We start from the raw sequence: 14,969 nt of genomic DNA on the forward strand, positions 1-14,969 counted from the left end.
ACAGATGACTCAAGGTCTGCCACCTGAGACGTGGGGTGGCTCGGTGAACTGACTGTGCTACTCATTGAGTGAAAGCGCCGACCCGGGGGGAAAGGGCAGCAGTTCTACCACCCCTACCCGGCCGAGCCCACCCCGGGCTGCACCTGCACATCCAGTTCGTCACCCACAACCTCGACAACGCCCGCATCGCCGACCGCATCATCGTCCTCGACCGCGGCCGGATCGTGGAGACCGGGACCTTCCAGTCCCTGCTGGATACGGCGGGCCTGTTCGCAGAGCTGCACAAACTCGCGCAAGACCGGTGAGAACCACGGGCCAGCACGCTGCAGGGAGGCACCCCGGCCCTGGCAGCCGTCGGTCTCGACCAGCTCTGCTGATCGTCCGCAGCACACAGCGGGTGGTTCCAGGGGCTCGGTGCCCGGCCGCTGGGGAGCGGTGAGCTCATCGTCTGAAGATCGGCAGCCAGTGTCTTTCCGGTTGGTACTCAGGGAAAGCGGTGGCCGGAGGCGGGATGGGCCATCCATATCGCGACGTGGGCGACGCGCAGCGCGCTGACCGTCTGGGGCAAGCCCGCGCTCTGTCGCAGGTCGAGGAGCCGGTGGTGCAGGGCTCCGTCGTTTTCTCGCAGGGCGGTGCGCAGCTCCGCGTCCGCTGTCGGTCTATGACGAGCTGACCGGAACCCGTCCCTTCACCACCCGTCCGAGCACAAGGGAAACGTCTTGAGCGAGCTGTTCTCCACCCGCATCCGCAACACGGCCGGCAAGCTCGGCCTGCCCCACCTCGCGGAAACCATCAGGGAATACACCCGGCGGGCCGACGAGGGGAAGATGGGCTACCTCGACTTCCTCGACCTGGTGCTGTCCGAGGAACTGGCCGTCCGTGACGACCGCCGCTTCCGCCAGGGCCTGATACTGTCCCGGCTGCCGCACCACAAGACGCTCGACGAGTACGACTTTTCGTTCCAGCCGGACCTCGACCCGCGCAAGGTCAAGGACCTCGCCACCCTCTCGTTCGTCGACGGGAAGGCGAACGCCGCCCTGCTCGGGCCGCCCGGGGTCGGCAAGACCCACATCGCCGTCGCTCTCGCGGTCGCGGCCTGCCGAGCCGGCTACTCGATCTACTTCACCAGCCTCGACGACATGGTCCGCAACCTCAAAACCGCTGAGGCCGCCGGCCGTCTGACGAACAAGCTCGGCACTTACCTGCGGCCCAGCGTTCTCGTGGTCGACGAGGTGGGCTATCAGCCCCTCGAACGAGCCGAGGCGAACCTGGTCTTCCAGGTCATCTCGAAGCGTTACGAGAAGGGCTCGATCATCCTGACCTCGAACAAGACCTTCAGCGAGTGGGGCCAGGTCTTCGGCGATGAGGTCCTCGCCACCGCCATTCTCGACCGCCTCCTCCACCACTGCGAAGTGATCTCCATCAACGGCCCCAGCTACCGGCTCAAGAACCGCCTCAAGGCCATCGAGCGAGAGAACGACGTGGCCTGACGACCCACGCCACGTCCGACGACCGAACACTTGATCAGTCGTCGATCACCGGCTGAAAGATCTCAGAGAGCTCGCCGTTCCCGATCAGTCCGGCGATCACGTCGGTCATGTTGTCGATGCCCGGGTCCCTGACGATCAGGCCGTCCGAGACCCAGAAGTACCGGCCCCCGAGGGCCTCGTCTGTCCCTGCCCAGAATTTCATCAGACGCTCGACTTCCACGACAGTGAACACGGTCGCGGTCCAACGAGATCCATCCTTCAATGTCACGAAGACATCGACATTGCAGCCCTCGTCCAAGTCCTCGCCGTCGCTGGGCAGGAACGACGCTTCGAAGCCCTCCATGCGGACCCGATACCAAGGCTCGTCCCACCCTCGCTCGATCGGTTCAGGCGACGTGTCGTGACTCATCGCGCGAGTGTCCCTGGTCGCGACATCGATCTCAACCGGGATCCTCTACCGCGCGGCCGCTGCCCGCACCCAGACCTGGGGATGTTCACCCGTACGCAACTGGGGAGAAAAGTCCGTACGCCGACAGCTGGCCAACTACCGCCTGCAGGTCTTCGACCACGACCAAACCCTTCTGGCCTGCAACTACGGTCCAGCGAAGACACTTTGCGCGATCGACAGGAACGGCACCGGCAAGCAGGCCCAGACCACGCCGAGCCACAACCGCTCCCAGAAGGGATGCGCGAACATCTCCCGCACCGGTAGCCACATCCACCGGATCCGCGAGGAGATCACCCACATCGACGAAGAACTCGCCGCTGACCCGACGCCCCTGCCCATTCGCCAAAGACTCCAGCAGCGACGAGCCTAACTCGAACAGATCGCCGCCGATCACCATGCCACCGCCGCCCGCCCGCTCCCGGCACCGGAGAGCCTGCCGTGACCGAGACCCAGGCACCAACCCAGACCGCCGCCTTCAACAAAGCGGATCTTGCCGCCGTCGTCTATGCAGTAGCCACCCATGCCGGACCACTCAAGCCCGAGGACGCGCTTGAAGTCCAGCAGATCGCCCAGGCGATGATCCGCCTCCTGATCTGCCTGCCACTGCACTCCGACGGCCAGTTGACGGTCAAAACCCTGGCCGTCGAGGCGGGACTGAGACGCAACAAGCTCACGCATAAGAACACCGGGCTGAAAGACCTGTTCTATGCCCTGATCAAGGCCCAGGACCGCCGCCCGAAGATCGCGGACCGACTGCAGCAGGAGATCACCGCCCTCACCGAGAAGCTGAAGGAGGCCCAGGCCGACCGGAGCGAGCTCGCCAATCGCGTCGACCAGTGCGCCAGGATCATTCACGTCCTGCAAGTGGAGAACCACCAACTGCGCGAACAGTGCCAACCCGGGGGCGTCGTGCTGCCGCTCCACAACCGGGAGTGAGCCGCCGGCAGTTCCTCCTAGGTGCTGCCATATTCGCCGTGATTCCCCGCGACAGCCCGAGCGTCGGCAGAATCACCCCTGAAGATCCTCAACTTCAACGCGATCGCTGGCACGGAGACGAGCGCCTACGGCAGCAGCGGTGTCCGACGCGTCCGTGTCCACGGCGGAGGCGGCCCTGCCTCCGTGAACATCATGGACATCGCCCCAGGGGGACGCCTTGGCCGGCATGTCGCGCCAGTTCCCCAGGTCCTCATCGTCACGGACGGCCAGGGCTGGACAAGCGGCACGGACGGCGAACCCAAGGCTCTGGCTCAGGGCCAGGCCGCCTGTTGGGCTGCCGGCGAGGAACACGAGACCTGGACCGACACGGGCATGACCGTGCTCATCATCGAAGCCCAGCTTCCGCCGCAGGACAGCCTGCTCGGCGAAGCCGCCCGGCATCAGTAGCAAATCGCTTCCTTCGATGATCAACCGCAGACATCATGCTTGCTGATGCACAGCCGGGCGAAAGGATGAGTGCCGCAGGTGTCTGGGAACGAACAGATGGCGTTGACAGAAATGTGGCAGCAGCGCTGGCCCGCGTGTCCTCCCATCGGCTACATGCTCCGCGACTGGTATCGAGATGTGTGGGTGCGTTTCCACAGCCTGCCAGGCTCGAAGCGGTACGCCGATGACGAGAACGAGTACGCCGTCATCCTGGAACGCTACAACACTGTCCTGGACGAGCTGTTCGCCAGCAAAGACGTCTTTGTGATCACGTCCGCTTGGACAGCGGAGCCCGACGTTCCTGAGCACCAGCCGGACGCGGACTACTGGCAGACCTTGCTGACGCAGGACGATCCAGACCCGGAGTTCCGTACCTACTCTCACCTCTTCGCCGCCCGCCGGCCCTGGCAGCACGGATGCGTCGACGCCCTGCTTCGTGAGGTTGCGGACTACAAGACGGCTGGTGTCCTCATCGCCGACGCCCGAATGGAGCGCATCTACCATCCCTATGACGGCGGTGCAGACGTTCTCCTCCCCACGGCCGAAGAGCGGGACCGGCTTCGCGACCGGCACTCCTCCTGGCTCTCCAGCCACCCGGCCGGGCTCTGAGGGGCTACCAGCACAACACGCTCGGACTTGACACGGAACACCACTTCTCCGGCCCGCAGGTCTGCATCTCCACCAACGGCCCGTCGGGCAGCGAGAACCCCCGGGAGGGTGACCAGGGCCTGGGCCAACCCCCCACGGGACAAGGCGTCCGCGACGGTCCACATCACCGAGCCCGGCGGCCACAGCTACACCCTCACCGCCCGCCGCTCACGCGGCCAGCTCATCGCCACCTTCGCCCCCGGCGCCCTCCCGGACGGCAAACTCTGCGCCCGCTACCAGGGATCCAGCCGCACGGCGTGCGTACAGATCATCGACCGCCCCTGAACACCCCGGCCCCGCACGGATGCGGGCGGCCGGTCAGCGAATCCCCACGACGGTCAGCATGCCGTGACGGCCCTGGGCCGCACCTGACGAGCTAGTAAAACAGGTCAGAGGCTCGCAGCTTCCCGCCGATCGGCGGGAAGCTGGGGTTACAGGGTGCTCTGCTCACCACCGGGCGTTCCGTCGAGGTCGGCGCTGGCCAGAGTGACCGGGCGCGAAGTACGGCACGGCGGCCAGGCACAGCTCGGCCGCCGCGCTCGGGGTGGCCGGCTGAGCTCAGGGCGACCACACATACGGCGTCGTCGTGGTGACCGCATGCAGTCCACTGCGGGTGAGGATCGGGGCGCTGTCGGCTGAGGCGTCGACGTAGACGTAGGGGACATCGCGGGCGGCAGCGAGTTGGGCTCGGTGGGCAACCATGGCCCGGTAGATGCCCTGTCCGCGCCATTCCTTGAGCGTTGAGCCGCCCCAGAGGCCGCCGAAGTCGATGCCTTCCTTGAACACCAGCCAGGCGGCGCAGACGACTTCGGTGCGTGCCTCGGCGACAAGGACGATGGTGTTCTCTGGCGCGTTCTCGATCCGGGCGGCCAGGTCGCCGGCGAGCCAACTCCAGTCCTCGCCCCAGACGGCGCTTTCCATAGCGGCGATGCGCTTAAGGTCTGATCTGGCGGTGACACGGCGGAGGGTCACGCCTTTGGGCAGGACGGGGTCGGCGGCCAGGTCGGCGGACTGCCCGATGAGTACGGTCTCGCTGTCCTCGGCGACGAAGCCGGCCGACGTTAGTCGGTCGGTGAGGTCGGTGGGGAGATCATGGGCGCGAGTCTTCCATTCGACGGCCTCACCACGGGCAGCGTAGAAGTCACGCTGCCGCGCTATGAGTGTGTCGAGTTCTGCCCCGCACACGCCAAGGTCGCGTGGGCCCGTGACGAAACCACGGTGCCACCCGACGACACGGGTCAACGGGCCGTCCATTTCGATGCGAGCGTTGCCGCCAGGCGGGGTGACACCACGGAGTTGGGCGTCGTACGCGGTGCGCAGTTCGTTGATCAGAGTGTCCTTCACCCGAACACCGTATGGACCGGGTCAAGTGATTAGACGTCAGTCGAAACCGCGCGAACATCAGGGCTGCGCTCTCCCACTGTTGCTACCCGCCTCGCCGCCCAGCCGCCCTGCGGGTTCTGGCCGGCTCCATGTCGCATTCACACAGTGCCGTCATTTCTCGGTTCTGGCACAAGACTTGGGGAACCGTCGCGGAGCGTGACATCGGTGTTCGATTGCGAGCGACTGGCTCATGCGAGACGGCGTACGCCTTGGTGTCCGACGGCCGGAAGTGACGCTCCCTCAGGTGCATTTCGTTCGTTGCTCTGGCTGGCCGTGGACAGCGATGGTGCTGGTCATGCAGACCGATGCACCGTTCTGGGATTCGCTGGTGTTCGACGGGATCGACGAGGTGGAGGTGTCGAAGCGGTTACGGCCGCGTTCGGCACGGTCGAGGTGGTGGCGAGAGGTCGCACGGCCGTGGCGGCGTGTCCCAACTGCGGCTGCTTCGCCGACCGAGTCCACGACCGTTACCAGCGCAGGCTGAACGACCTTCCGCTCGCTGATCAGGGCTTTGTGATCCGGCTGACGGTCCGGCGCTTCATCTGCGGGTCGGCGGACTGTCCGCGCCGGACATTCGGCGAGTCGTGCTCCCGGCTGGCCGCGCCGTACGCGCGGTTCACCACACGGCTCAACCACGCCCTGGAACGAGTGGGGCTCGCCCTGGCGGGACGAGCCGGCGCTCGGCTGGCGGCCCAGCTCGGCTTCGGTGCGGGACGGATGACCTTGTTACGCAGGGTCATGGCATTGCCCGATCCACGGTTCAGCACACCGCGTGTGCTGGGCGTGACGACTTCGCGATCCGCCGCGGCCAGACCTACTCCACGGTCTTGACCAGCGTCGAAGGCCATCGCGTGGTCGATGTGCTCCCGACCCGCGAAGCCGGGCCACTGGCCGCCTGGCTGATCCAGCACCCAGGCGTGAAGATCATCTGCCGGGACCGGGCTGGCGCCTACGCCGAGGGCGCCCGGCGCGGTGCACCCGACGCTTGGCAGGTTGCCGACCGGTTCCATCTGTGGCACGGCTTGAGCCGGGCCGTGGAGACCTGCGTCGCCGCCCACCGCGACTGCCTGCGCACCCCGGCGCCCACCGGCACGCTGCCCGAGGCCACCCGACCGACTTCAGGGCGATCGCAAGACGACGCGGAGCCCGCCCGTCGGCGGGCCGCGCGAAAGAAGGCAGCACACGCCCTGGTCCACGAGATGCTCGTCCAGGGCCACTCACGTCGGGCGATCGCCCGGCACCTGGGCTGGGGCCTGAACACCGTGCTCCGGTACGCGAACGCAGCACGCTGGCAGGACACCATCCGCGAGAACCGGCCTCGGCCCAACAGACTGGACCCCTACAAGCCCAACCTGGAACGGCGATTCGCCGAGGGACGCACCAGCGTCACCCAGCTCCAAGGCGAGCTGGTCGCCGAGCAGGCTCCGGTCACCTACGGCATGGTCCGCGCGCACATCGCCACCTTGCGCGGGGCTCCGCCCGCCGCACCGACGCGGCCGCCGACGGTGCGGCAGGTGACCGGCTGGCTCACCCGGCATCCCATGCCCCTGAGCGAGGAGGACCGAGCCGGCCTGAAGGACGTCCTGGGCCGCTGCCCCGAACTGGACACGGCAGCCGGACACGTCCGGGACTTCGTCGAGATGCTCACCGGCCGCCGCGGCACCACGCTCCCTGCCTGGATCGACGCCGTCGACGCCAGCCGGCTGCCCGGGCTCACCGGTTTTGCACTCCACCTGAACCGAGACCTCGACGCCGTGACCGCCGGCCTCACTCTCGACTGGAGTTCCGGCAGCATCGAGGGCGCCGTCAACGGCATCAAGAAGATCAAGCGGCAGCTCTACGGCCGGGCCGGATTCGAACTCCTACGCAAACTGATCCTGCTCCAGTAGCGCTCCAAGACGCCCCTCAAGATTTGCGCGAGAACCGAGAAGCAGGAGCATTTGACGCAGGCGAGCGTGTGGACGGGGGCCATGCAGGGGCCCAGCCGTGACAGGATGACCTTATGTTGATCCGAAAGGGCAATGCCGCGTAGGCGTCCCAAGGCCGTCCGTGCAGAGCAGTGGCGGCCACGATGGCAGTATCCGGTCCTGAGGGTCCCCGGCGTCTCCGCGCGGACTCGTGCAGCAATCCGCCGGGTCGAAGACCAGGAGATGCGGCCCAACGCGGTCGCTAACGCGCTCTTTCGCTTCGAGTGGGTCTTCAAGCAGCCTGGTCGCTACCTGAACGCGTCCGAGGTCTGTTCGCCCGGGATAGAGGTGGAAGACGCTCGTGACGATCTGGAGCGGGCGATGCTGCACCTTCCACCTGGAGCCCAGAGGGACTTGGGACGGCTGATCACACGCATCGACGCGGAATTCAAGCGCCGTACCCTGCCGGAACCCAACTACATCGAACTGGCGGTGTTCGGCTGGTGGTGGACCAGAATGCGTGAACGCTGACGGGCCTCGGGCTCGCGCCCCCCGGCAACCGAACAAAGAGTCACTCTCCGCGACGGTTTCCCAAGATCTGTGCCAGAACCCGTAACTCGCTGACAAAGCCACTCACCGATAGTCCCGCGGCAAACCGGGCGAGCGACGGCCTCACCACGGCACGCAGACATCAACATCAGCCTCACGCGGCCTTCCGGCGGGCATCGGAAGGAGCAACAGCATTCACCACGACCCGTCCTCCGCGCCGGTCGCCGCCTTCCCCGCCACAGGTTTGCGGGGTGCCGCGCAAGCCCCCGATCGAGTGCCGCACGTCGCCAACCACTCGAACGTGTGAAGTCACAAGTGACCAGGCAGGTGACTCCTGCCGCAGAGCGGGACTCGTATTCACGTTCGAGATATTCGCCCGTCCGGGGCCGTAACGGCCCGGGATCCGGCGCATTCTCAAGCACCAGTAGCAACTGGCCGCCCAGACGGAGGACACCGTGAACACGGAGCCCCCTCCCACTCATCGCCCCGGATTCGAACTGCGACGGCCCTCCCCGCCGAGTGCGACCGCGAGCGCCACGTCCAGCAGGATCTCGCCCGGATCATGTACTGCCCGCGGCTTGCGCCACGGTGCCGACGCCGCCGAGATCGCCACGTCCAGGCCAACCCTGCGAGCCGTCTCCACCAGCCGCACGGACATGGCTTGCCCCGCCACTCCACGACCGCGCCCCCGACACGCACACACGGGTACGACCCGACGCGCTTCTTCATCTGAGGAGTGCAGCTCTCTCTGCGACGAACAGGACCCTAGACAAGTCCCATCTTCCCAGGTCAGCGCCGCTGTTCGCTCCTTCGACCAAGCCTCGGGCTCTCACACTCGCGATAGCGGGAGGCTAGGTTGGTACGTCTGCACCCAGCCGGGCGCGCTGCATGGCCCGTGCGCATGTCGGAGGCTGCGGATGCACCATCCACCGCGAGAGCCGTAACCCGAGGCTGAACAGGCCGCGCCGGGACTGCGGGAACCTGCAGACAGTTGCCGCGCCAGCAGGGTGGACTTGCGACGCTGCCGGGCTCCCGGACGCTGAGCGCGCTCGGACCGACGTGGCGGCTCGCGGCCGGGAGTTTCACTTTTCGGCCGAGGTTACCTCTTCGATGCTGATTCGGCCGGGTTCTCCCGGGCGCGGGCCAGAGAGCACCGCGGGCGATGATGCGCACCCGCCCGTGGCCGCGCGCCCTCAATCGTGAAGGTGGCCACAGCGCTCTGCGGCAGCGGGCCGCGGTGCGCTGTGGCCACGTCGGGCAGGGCAGGACCCGTTCCATGGCCTGCCCGACGTGGCCCGGCGGCCGGGCCGCCTCGTGCCGGACTCGACATGGCCGGTCGGCGCCGGGAGGCTCCCTGGTGCCGGCCTGGCCATAGGCAGGGAACCGTCAGACGCGGTCGGCCGCGATGAGGACGTACTGGAAGGATCCGTCCCGGTAAGAATTGATGAACGCGTCCTCGATTCCCGTGACCAGTGAGGACGTGGCCCGCAGCTCCCAGTAGGGCAAGGTGTCGGGGGTGAGGTCGATCACCGCCTGCGGCACGAGACGGTTGTCGGCCATGGCGCGCAGGTACTCCCGGCGCGAGTGGATGTTGCACTCGAAGTGCGCATTGATCTGCGAAACCCACTTCGACGGCTGACCGTAGCGCGGGTTCCAGCAGCCGGTGATGGTCACGTAGCGGCCGCCGACCTCCAGGACGCGGGAGTGCTCGGCGAACAGGTCGTCCAGGTCCACGTACATGCTCGACTCGTTGTTCCACGAGGCCGCGGCCGAACCAGTCGCGAAGGGCATGGAGAGCATGTTGCAGACCGTGGCGCGGACGTGGTCGTCGATGCCCAGCTCCGCGGCGCGCCCATTGGCGAAGTCGGCCTGTTTGGCCGACAGGGTCACACCTTCCACCGAACAGCCGAAGCTCTGGTGCGCCGTGGCCACGATCCAGGGGCGCTCGAGCAGCATGGCCGGGGTAGTCCACCGCAGCACCTCGTCCACGGCAGTGCCCGTCCCCACCTCCCCCGCGCGCAGCAGCTTCCACTGCTCCGGGTGCTCCGCCAGCGCGTGGACCGAGCCGATCATGGAGAGTCGGCTCGTCTCGTCCCCGCCGATGACGAGGCTGTAGCAGTTGAAGGCGATCTCCTCCGCCGTGAGCGGCCGGCCCCCGACCGCTCCGTCCGCGAGGGCGGCGATGGCGCCCTCGCGGGGCGTCTTCCTGATGCCGTCCAGGAGGTCCAGGAAGTAGAGGAGGATTTCGTTGCGCGCGCGTACGGCGGCCTCTTCGGTCCCGTCCTCGTGCTCCGAGCTCAGCGCGGACTTGGTGAGGGTCAGCAGGTACGCCTGGTCGCTCTCCGGAACTCCCAGCAGATGACAGATCGTCCCCATCGGGATCTTGTCCGCAACGTCCGTCGCGAAGTCGCCTCCCCGCGCCACCACTTCACAGATCAGCCGGTCGGCCATGTCCCGCACCCGGTGCTCCACGGACCGCAGGAACCGGGGCGAGAACGCCTTCAACATGACGTTGCGCAGCTCCCGATGGCGCTCGCCGTCGCTGACCGCGAGCATCTTTCCCGCCGCCGAGTCGCCGCCCACGAGCAGCGTGGTGAGCACGTTGCCGCGCTCGGAGGTGAACCGCCGGTTGTCGCGGTAGACGCGCTGCACGTCCTCGAAGCGCGTAATCGACCAGAATCCCGGCCGGCCCTCGCCGGGCTCCGTCCAGAACACCGGGTTCTTGGCCCGGAGTCGGCGCCACAGCTCGTATTGGTCGTGGAGCTGGAAGAACAGGGGTCGGCCAGATCCACCGTGGTGCAGTCCTCCGGGAGTTCCTCCACACCGCTCATCTGCTTCCTCGTGTATCGCATCGTGGGCTCGATGGACAATGAGGCCAGCCCCGCGGGCGGGCGCGGTTCTGTCACCGGACTACACGGTCAAGTGCCCCTCCCGGCGCTGCCCGTGGGCCACCGCGCGGCCGGGGGCCGCTACTCGTCCGCCCCCGCGGTGATAAAGCCCGACTCGTACGCCGTGATCACGGCCTGGACGCGGTCGCGCGCGCCGAGCTTCGCCAGCACCGCGCTTACGTGCGTCTTCACCGTCTCGGTGCCCAGGTGCAGCTCGGCGGCGATCTCCGCGTTCGTCAGGCCGCGAGCGACGAACTGCAGCACCTGGCCCTCGCGTTCGGTGAGCGCGGCCTTCTCCAGTGCGCGCCGCGCCGATTCGTTGCTGTGCGCGGCGGCGAGGGAGCGCAGCGCGGGCGGGAAGAGCAACGACTCGCCTTCGGCGACGATCCGCACCGCGTGCACGATCTCGGTGGGCCGGGCGCGTTTCAGCAGAAACCCGTCGGCGCCGGCGCGCAGCGCCCCGTAGACGTACTCGTCCTCCTCGAACGTGGTGATGACGAGGATCCTCGGCGGGTCGGTTACCGTCCGCAGCACGGCCCGGGTCGCCTCGATGCCGTCCATCAGCGGCATGCGTACGTCCATGGCGACGACGTCCGGCTTCACCTTCCGCACCAGGGGAATGACGGCCGCGCCGTCCGCCGCCTCACCGACGACCTCGATGTCGGGCTGCGCCTCCAGGATGGCGCGCAGCCCGGCGCGTACGAGCGCGTCGTCGTCGACGAGCAGGACGGTGATCGGCATGCCGGTCACTGTAGCGGCAGGGTGACGTGCACCCGCCACATCCCGTCGCACGGCCCGTACGCGGCCGCACCGCCGAGCAGGAGGGCCCGCTCGCGCAGCCCGCGCAGCCCGGAGCCGCCGCCGCGGGACCCGCCGGACTCGGCCAGCTGCTTGTTGTGCACCTCCAACTCCAGCAAGCCGTCGAGGACCTCGATCCGCACGGTCACCGGCACCGAGCCCGCGTGCCGCAGCACATTGGTGAGGCACTCCTGCAGCATCCGGTAGCCCTCGCGCGAGACCGGCCCGGGCACGGCGTCGAGGTCCCCGCTGATCCGGGAGGTCACGTCGGCCCCGGCCCCGCGCGCCGACTCCACCAGCCGTCCGGCGTGCGCGAGCGTGGGCCGCTGCGCCGTCGGGTCGGCGTCCTGGCGCAACAGCCTGAGCACCCGGTCCAGTTCGGACAGCGCCTCGCGCCCGGTGTCCTCGATGGCGGCCAGTGCCCGGTCGGTGAACTCCGGCGTCCCGGCCGCGCGCGCCGCGCCCGCCTGAACCACGGCGATGGTGAGCGCGTGCCCGATGGTGTCGTGCAGCTCGCGGGCGAGCCGCGTGCGCTCCAGCAACCGCTCGGTCCGCTCCTCAAGTTCCGCGAGCTGCTCCGCCGGGGACGGGCCGAGCAGCCGGGGTGCGAGGTCGGCCATCAGCGCGCCGGCCCCCCATACGACGGCGACCAGCGCGGCGCCGGACACCGGGGCCAGCAGCGGGTACCACCACCCCCATCGCTCGGGCAGCAGCATGGGCGCAGGCCCGAACGGCGGCCAGAGGGGAGGCATCAGCAGACCCAGCGTCAGTACGATGCCGTTGAGCGTGACCACGGTGACCCCGAAGCCGAGCCACAGCCGCAGGGTCAGCCACACGAAGACCCGCCACCGGTCGCCCCACGAGGCCGAGGGCGAACCGGCGATCTCCGGCGCCGGATACTCGTGCGGTGCCCGCGGCCCGGGGTAGAGCAGCAGCCGCGCCTGCATCGTCTCGGCGACCCGGGTGCCGGGGATGAGCGCGGCGAGCGCGAGCAGCGGGAACGGCACGAAGAGCAGCAGCCACATGTCCGCGCTGGGGTCATCAAGGCCCGGGAAGACCACCCCGAGCACCGCCACGGCGGCCACCGCGCCCATGAACAGGTGCAGCCACCGGGTGTACGTGACCGCACGCGACACGGGCCGCAGCAGCCGATCGAGACGCCTCATGAGGGCCATGATCCCAGCGAGGTAGAAGAGTTGCCTCCCCCACGTGGGGGAGGACGTTCCCTCCGCCGGGGGAAGCAGACACCCTCCTCTGGACGGCATCGTCGTCACCATGACAGCCATCGATGTGGAGGACCTGACCAAGGTCTACGGACAGGTGCGCGCGGTCGACCACCTCACCTTCTCCGTCCGGCCCGGCCAGGTCACCGGGTTCCTCGGCCCCAACGGCGCGGGCAAGTCCACCACCATGCGCCTCATGCTCGGCCTTGACCGCCCGAGCTCCGGCACGGCGACGATCGGCGGCCGCCCGTTCACGCAGCTCGACGAGCCCCTGCGGCATGTGGGCGCCCTCCTCGACGCCCAGGCGCCGCACGGTTCCCGCACCGCCCGCAGCCACCTTCTGGCTCTCGCCGCGAGCAACCGCATCCCCGACCGGCGGGTGGACGAGGTCCTGGAACTGACGGGCATCGCGAGCGCGGCGTCCCGCCGGGTGAAGACGTTCTCCCTCGGCATGCGCCAGCGCCTTGGCATCGCCGCGGCCCTGCTCGGCGACCCCCAGGTGCTGCTGCTCGACGAGCCGTCGAACGGCCTCGACCCCGAGGGCATCATCTGGATCCGCGAGCTGATTCGCCGCCTCGCGCGGGAAAACCGCACCGTGCTGGTCTCCAGCCATCTGATGGGCGAGACGGCCTCCTTCGCCGACCACCTGATCGTCCTGGGCAAGGGCAGGCTGCTGGCGGACACGCCGACGAAGGACTTCATCGCGGCCCGCGTCAAACCGCGTGTCCGCGTCCGAACGACGGAGCCCGCACGGCTGCGCGAGGTGCTGCTGCGGCACGGCCACACCCCCGTCGAGTCGGACGACGGACGCATGCTGATCGACGACGCCGAGATCGACGCCATCGGCCCGCTGGCCGCCCAGGAGGGCATCATTCTTCTCGAACTCGCTGCCGAAGAGGCTACGTTGGAGCAGGCCTACCTCGACCTCACCGCTGCCGCCACGGAATTCTCCGCACGAGCCCCGCAGGAGGCCTGACCATGTCCACCGCAGCCGTAGTCCGCTCCGAGTGGATCAAGATCAGGACCCTGCGCGGAACTGCGTGGTCGCTGCTGGCCGTCTTCCTGCTGACGGCCGGCTTCGCCGTCGCGGCCAACGCGGCGACCGGCGACTCCGAGACGGGCAGCGCCGACTTCGACCCGCTCTTCTCCGTCTTCCTCGGCCTCAACCTGGGCCAGATCGCGGCGATCTCCTTCGGCACGATGGCCCTGTCGTCCGAGTACCAGGGGGGAGCCATCCGCGCGTCGCTGACGGTGGTGCCGAACCGGGGCCTGTTCTACGCGGCGAAGCTCGCGAACGTGGCCGGTCTCGCGCTGGCGATGGGCCTGGTGACGACGTTCGTGTCGTTCCTGGGCGGCAGCGCCTTCCTGGGCGACGCGGCGCTGAGCCTGAGCGACGGGGAGGCGCTGCGCGCCTGCCTGGGCGGGGCCGTCTACCTCGCGCTGATGGCGCTCTTCGCGGCCGGCCTGACGGCGGTGCTGCGCAGCGGCCTCGCCGTGCTCAGCATCCTGATCCCGTTCATCCTCATCGTCTCCATGGTCCTGGGCGAGACGTCGGGTTCCGTCGCCGACTACCTCCCCGACCGCGCAGGACAGCAAGTCCTGTATATGGACCCGCCGAGTGACCTGGCGCCGTTGGCAGGCCTTGGAGTGACGGCACTGTGGGCGGGCGCGGCGGTGGTGGCAGGGTGGTGGTCTCTGAGGCAAAGGGACGCGTAGGTCGCGCGGGGCGGGAGGCGCTCGGTGAGACCTGCGTGCCTCTGGCCTTCCACATCCTGTGGCAGGCCAGAGGCGTTATCTTGAAGATCAACTCAACCGGGCCAACAGCCAGTTGACCTTCCGCTCGTTTCCAGCCCAGTACGGGGGCGGCAGGCTCAGGACGGTGGCTGTAGCCAGCGCCGCGCTGCGGCGAGATCTACCTCGACGTCATCGCTCCAAGAGCAGACCTCCAGCCATGAGAGGTAGCCGCCTTGCGCGAAGACCAGGACCTCGCCAGGGCACTCGCCCGTTTCGCCCGCCGCCTTGGTGCAGTGATTCGTCTCCGGAGCTGTCATCCGCACGCCCTGAGAACGACCAGCTGTCCGAAGCGACCGCCGAACGTCTGTCAGTTCACCCTGATTCGACCGCCCTCCATGCCTCGCTGGGCCGACATTCGCCCCGGCGCACAGGCCACCCGCTGCCGGAGGCCCCACTGCCTTGGAACTGGAAGGAGAACA

17 protein-coding genes and 2 pseudogenes are annotated in these 14,969 nt (G+C 68.3%); 12 read left to right on the forward strand and 7 right to left on the reverse strand.

What is annotated here, in order from left to right:
• The first annotated feature begins 68 nt into the window (after window positions 1–68).
• Window positions 69–305, forward strand: a complete 237-nt coding sequence (locus ACFWRV_RS06750; RefSeq protein ID WP_384329252.1) for a hypothetical protein — start codon at window positions 69–71, stop codon at window positions 303–305.
• A gap of 179 nt (window positions 306–484) precedes the next feature.
• Here ACFWRV_RS06750 and ACFWRV_RS06755 read toward each other — a convergent pair whose 3' ends face one another.
• Entirely contained in the window at window positions 485–640 is a 156-nt protein-coding gene (locus tag ACFWRV_RS06755; RefSeq protein WP_384329792.1) for a DUF6308 family protein, read from the reverse strand.
• A 79-nt stretch (window positions 641–719) separates the two neighbouring features.
• On the opposite strand from ACFWRV_RS06755, the gene istB reads away from it, so the two are divergent.
• Window positions 720–1,490, forward strand: a complete 771-nt coding sequence (gene istB, locus ACFWRV_RS06760; RefSeq protein WP_384329255.1) for an IS21-like element helper ATPase IstB — start codon at window positions 720–722, stop codon at window positions 1,488–1,490.
• Between the two features lie 34 nt (window positions 1,491–1,524).
• Here the strand turns inward: istB and ACFWRV_RS06765 are convergent, their stop codons facing one another.
• Window positions 1,525–1,899 (reverse strand): hypothetical protein, encoded by a 375-nt coding sequence (locus ACFWRV_RS06765; protein WP_384329258.1) that lies wholly within the window; start codon window positions 1,897–1,899, stop codon window positions 1,525–1,527.
• 7 nt (window positions 1,900–1,906) lie between these two features.
• Here ACFWRV_RS06765 and ACFWRV_RS06770 point away from each other — a divergent pair, with 7 nt between their 5' ends.
• From ACFWRV_RS06770 to ACFWRV_RS06790, 5 genes are all read left to right on the forward strand, one after another.
• Entirely contained in the window at window positions 1,907–2,308 is a 402-nt protein-coding gene (locus ACFWRV_RS06770; RefSeq protein WP_384329260.1) for a hypothetical protein, read from the forward strand.
• A gap of 68 nt (window positions 2,309–2,376) precedes the next feature.
• Complete coding sequence (locus ACFWRV_RS06775) at window positions 2,377–2,874, forward strand: hypothetical protein (protein WP_384329263.1); 498 nt, start codon at window positions 2,377–2,379, stop codon at window positions 2,872–2,874.
• Window positions 2,875–3,057: 183 nt separating this feature from the next.
• Entirely contained in the window at window positions 3,058–3,321 is a 264-nt protein-coding gene (locus ACFWRV_RS06780) for a cupin domain-containing protein (RefSeq protein ID WP_384329266.1), read from the forward strand.
• Between the two features lie 78 nt (window positions 3,322–3,399).
• The gene (locus tag ACFWRV_RS06785; RefSeq protein ID WP_384329269.1) at window positions 3,400–3,969 is read left to right on the forward strand and encodes a hypothetical protein; all 570 of its coding nucleotides are present in this window, start codon (window positions 3,400–3,402) and stop codon (window positions 3,967–3,969) included.
• Between the two features lie 108 nt (window positions 3,970–4,077).
• Complete coding sequence (locus ACFWRV_RS06790; RefSeq protein WP_384329272.1) at window positions 4,078–4,293, forward strand: hypothetical protein; 216 nt, start codon at window positions 4,078–4,080, stop codon at window positions 4,291–4,293.
• Between the two features lie 273 nt (window positions 4,294–4,566).
• On the opposite strand, the gene ACFWRV_RS06795 is transcribed toward ACFWRV_RS06790, so the two are convergent.
• Window positions 4,567–5,352, reverse strand: a complete 786-nt coding sequence (locus ACFWRV_RS06795) for a GNAT family N-acetyltransferase (RefSeq protein ID WP_384329275.1) — start codon at window positions 5,350–5,352, stop codon at window positions 4,567–4,569.
• Window positions 5,353–5,808: 456 nt separating this feature from the next.
• On the opposite strand from ACFWRV_RS06795, the gene ACFWRV_RS06800 reads away from it, so the two are divergent.
• From ACFWRV_RS06800 to ACFWRV_RS06810, 3 genes are all read left to right on the forward strand, one after another.
• On the forward strand, window positions 5,809–6,222 hold the full coding sequence (locus ACFWRV_RS06800; protein WP_384329795.1) for a transposase family protein: 414 nt from the start codon (window positions 5,809–5,811) through the stop codon (window positions 6,220–6,222).
• A complete protein-coding gene (locus ACFWRV_RS06805; RefSeq protein ID WP_384329278.1) occupies window positions 6,219–7,280 on the forward strand; it encodes a transposase in 1,062 nt (353 codons plus the stop codon). Before ACFWRV_RS06800 ends, ACFWRV_RS06805 begins: the two co-directional genes overlap by 4 nt.
• Window positions 7,281–7,541: 261 nt before the next feature.
• Window positions 7,542–7,829 carry a hypothetical protein gene (locus ACFWRV_RS06810; RefSeq protein ID WP_384329281.1) on the forward strand — a complete coding sequence of 96 codons (288 nt, stop codon included), beginning with the start codon at window positions 7,542–7,544 and terminating at the stop codon, window positions 7,827–7,829.
• Window positions 7,830–8,355: 526 nt separating this feature from the next.
• On the opposite strand, the pseudogene ACFWRV_RS06815 reads toward ACFWRV_RS06810, so the two are convergent.
• The 4 genes and pseudogenes from ACFWRV_RS06815 to ACFWRV_RS06830 all read right to left on the reverse strand — a co-directional run.
• A pseudogene (locus ACFWRV_RS06815) lies at window positions 8,356–8,576 on the reverse strand (IS1380 family transposase); the annotation flags it as partial.
• A gap of 657 nt (window positions 8,577–9,233) precedes the next feature.
• Window positions 9,234–9,770: pseudogene (locus tag ACFWRV_RS06820) on the reverse strand (methyltransferase domain-containing protein); the annotation flags it as partial.
• Window positions 9,771–10,816: 1,046 nt separating this feature from the next.
• The gene (locus ACFWRV_RS06825) at window positions 10,817–11,476 is read right to left on the reverse strand and encodes a response regulator (protein WP_384329284.1); all 660 of its coding nucleotides are present in this window, start codon (window positions 11,474–11,476) and stop codon (window positions 10,817–10,819) included.
• 5 nt (window positions 11,477–11,481) lie between these two features.
• Window positions 11,482–12,699, reverse strand: a complete 1,218-nt coding sequence (locus ACFWRV_RS06830) for a histidine kinase (protein WP_384329287.1) — start codon at window positions 12,697–12,699, stop codon at window positions 11,482–11,484.
• Window positions 12,700–12,808: 109 nt separating this feature from the next.
• Here ACFWRV_RS06830 and ACFWRV_RS06835 point away from each other — a divergent pair, with 109 nt between their 5' ends.
• Window positions 12,809–13,732 carry an ABC transporter ATP-binding protein gene (locus ACFWRV_RS06835; RefSeq protein ID WP_384329290.1) on the forward strand — a complete coding sequence of 308 codons (924 nt, stop codon included), beginning with the start codon at window positions 12,809–12,811 and terminating at the stop codon, window positions 13,730–13,732.
• Between the two features lie 2 nt (window positions 13,733–13,734).
• Window positions 13,735–14,472, forward strand: a complete 738-nt coding sequence (locus tag ACFWRV_RS06840; RefSeq protein ID WP_384329293.1) for an ABC transporter permease — start codon at window positions 13,735–13,737, stop codon at window positions 14,470–14,472.
• Window positions 14,473–14,969 lie beyond the last annotated feature (497 nt).

Origin of the sequence: Streptomyces sp. NPDC058576 (assembly GCF_042718715.1) — a bacterium.
GTDB lineage: Bacteria > Actinomycetota > Actinomycetes > Streptomycetales > Streptomycetaceae > Streptomyces.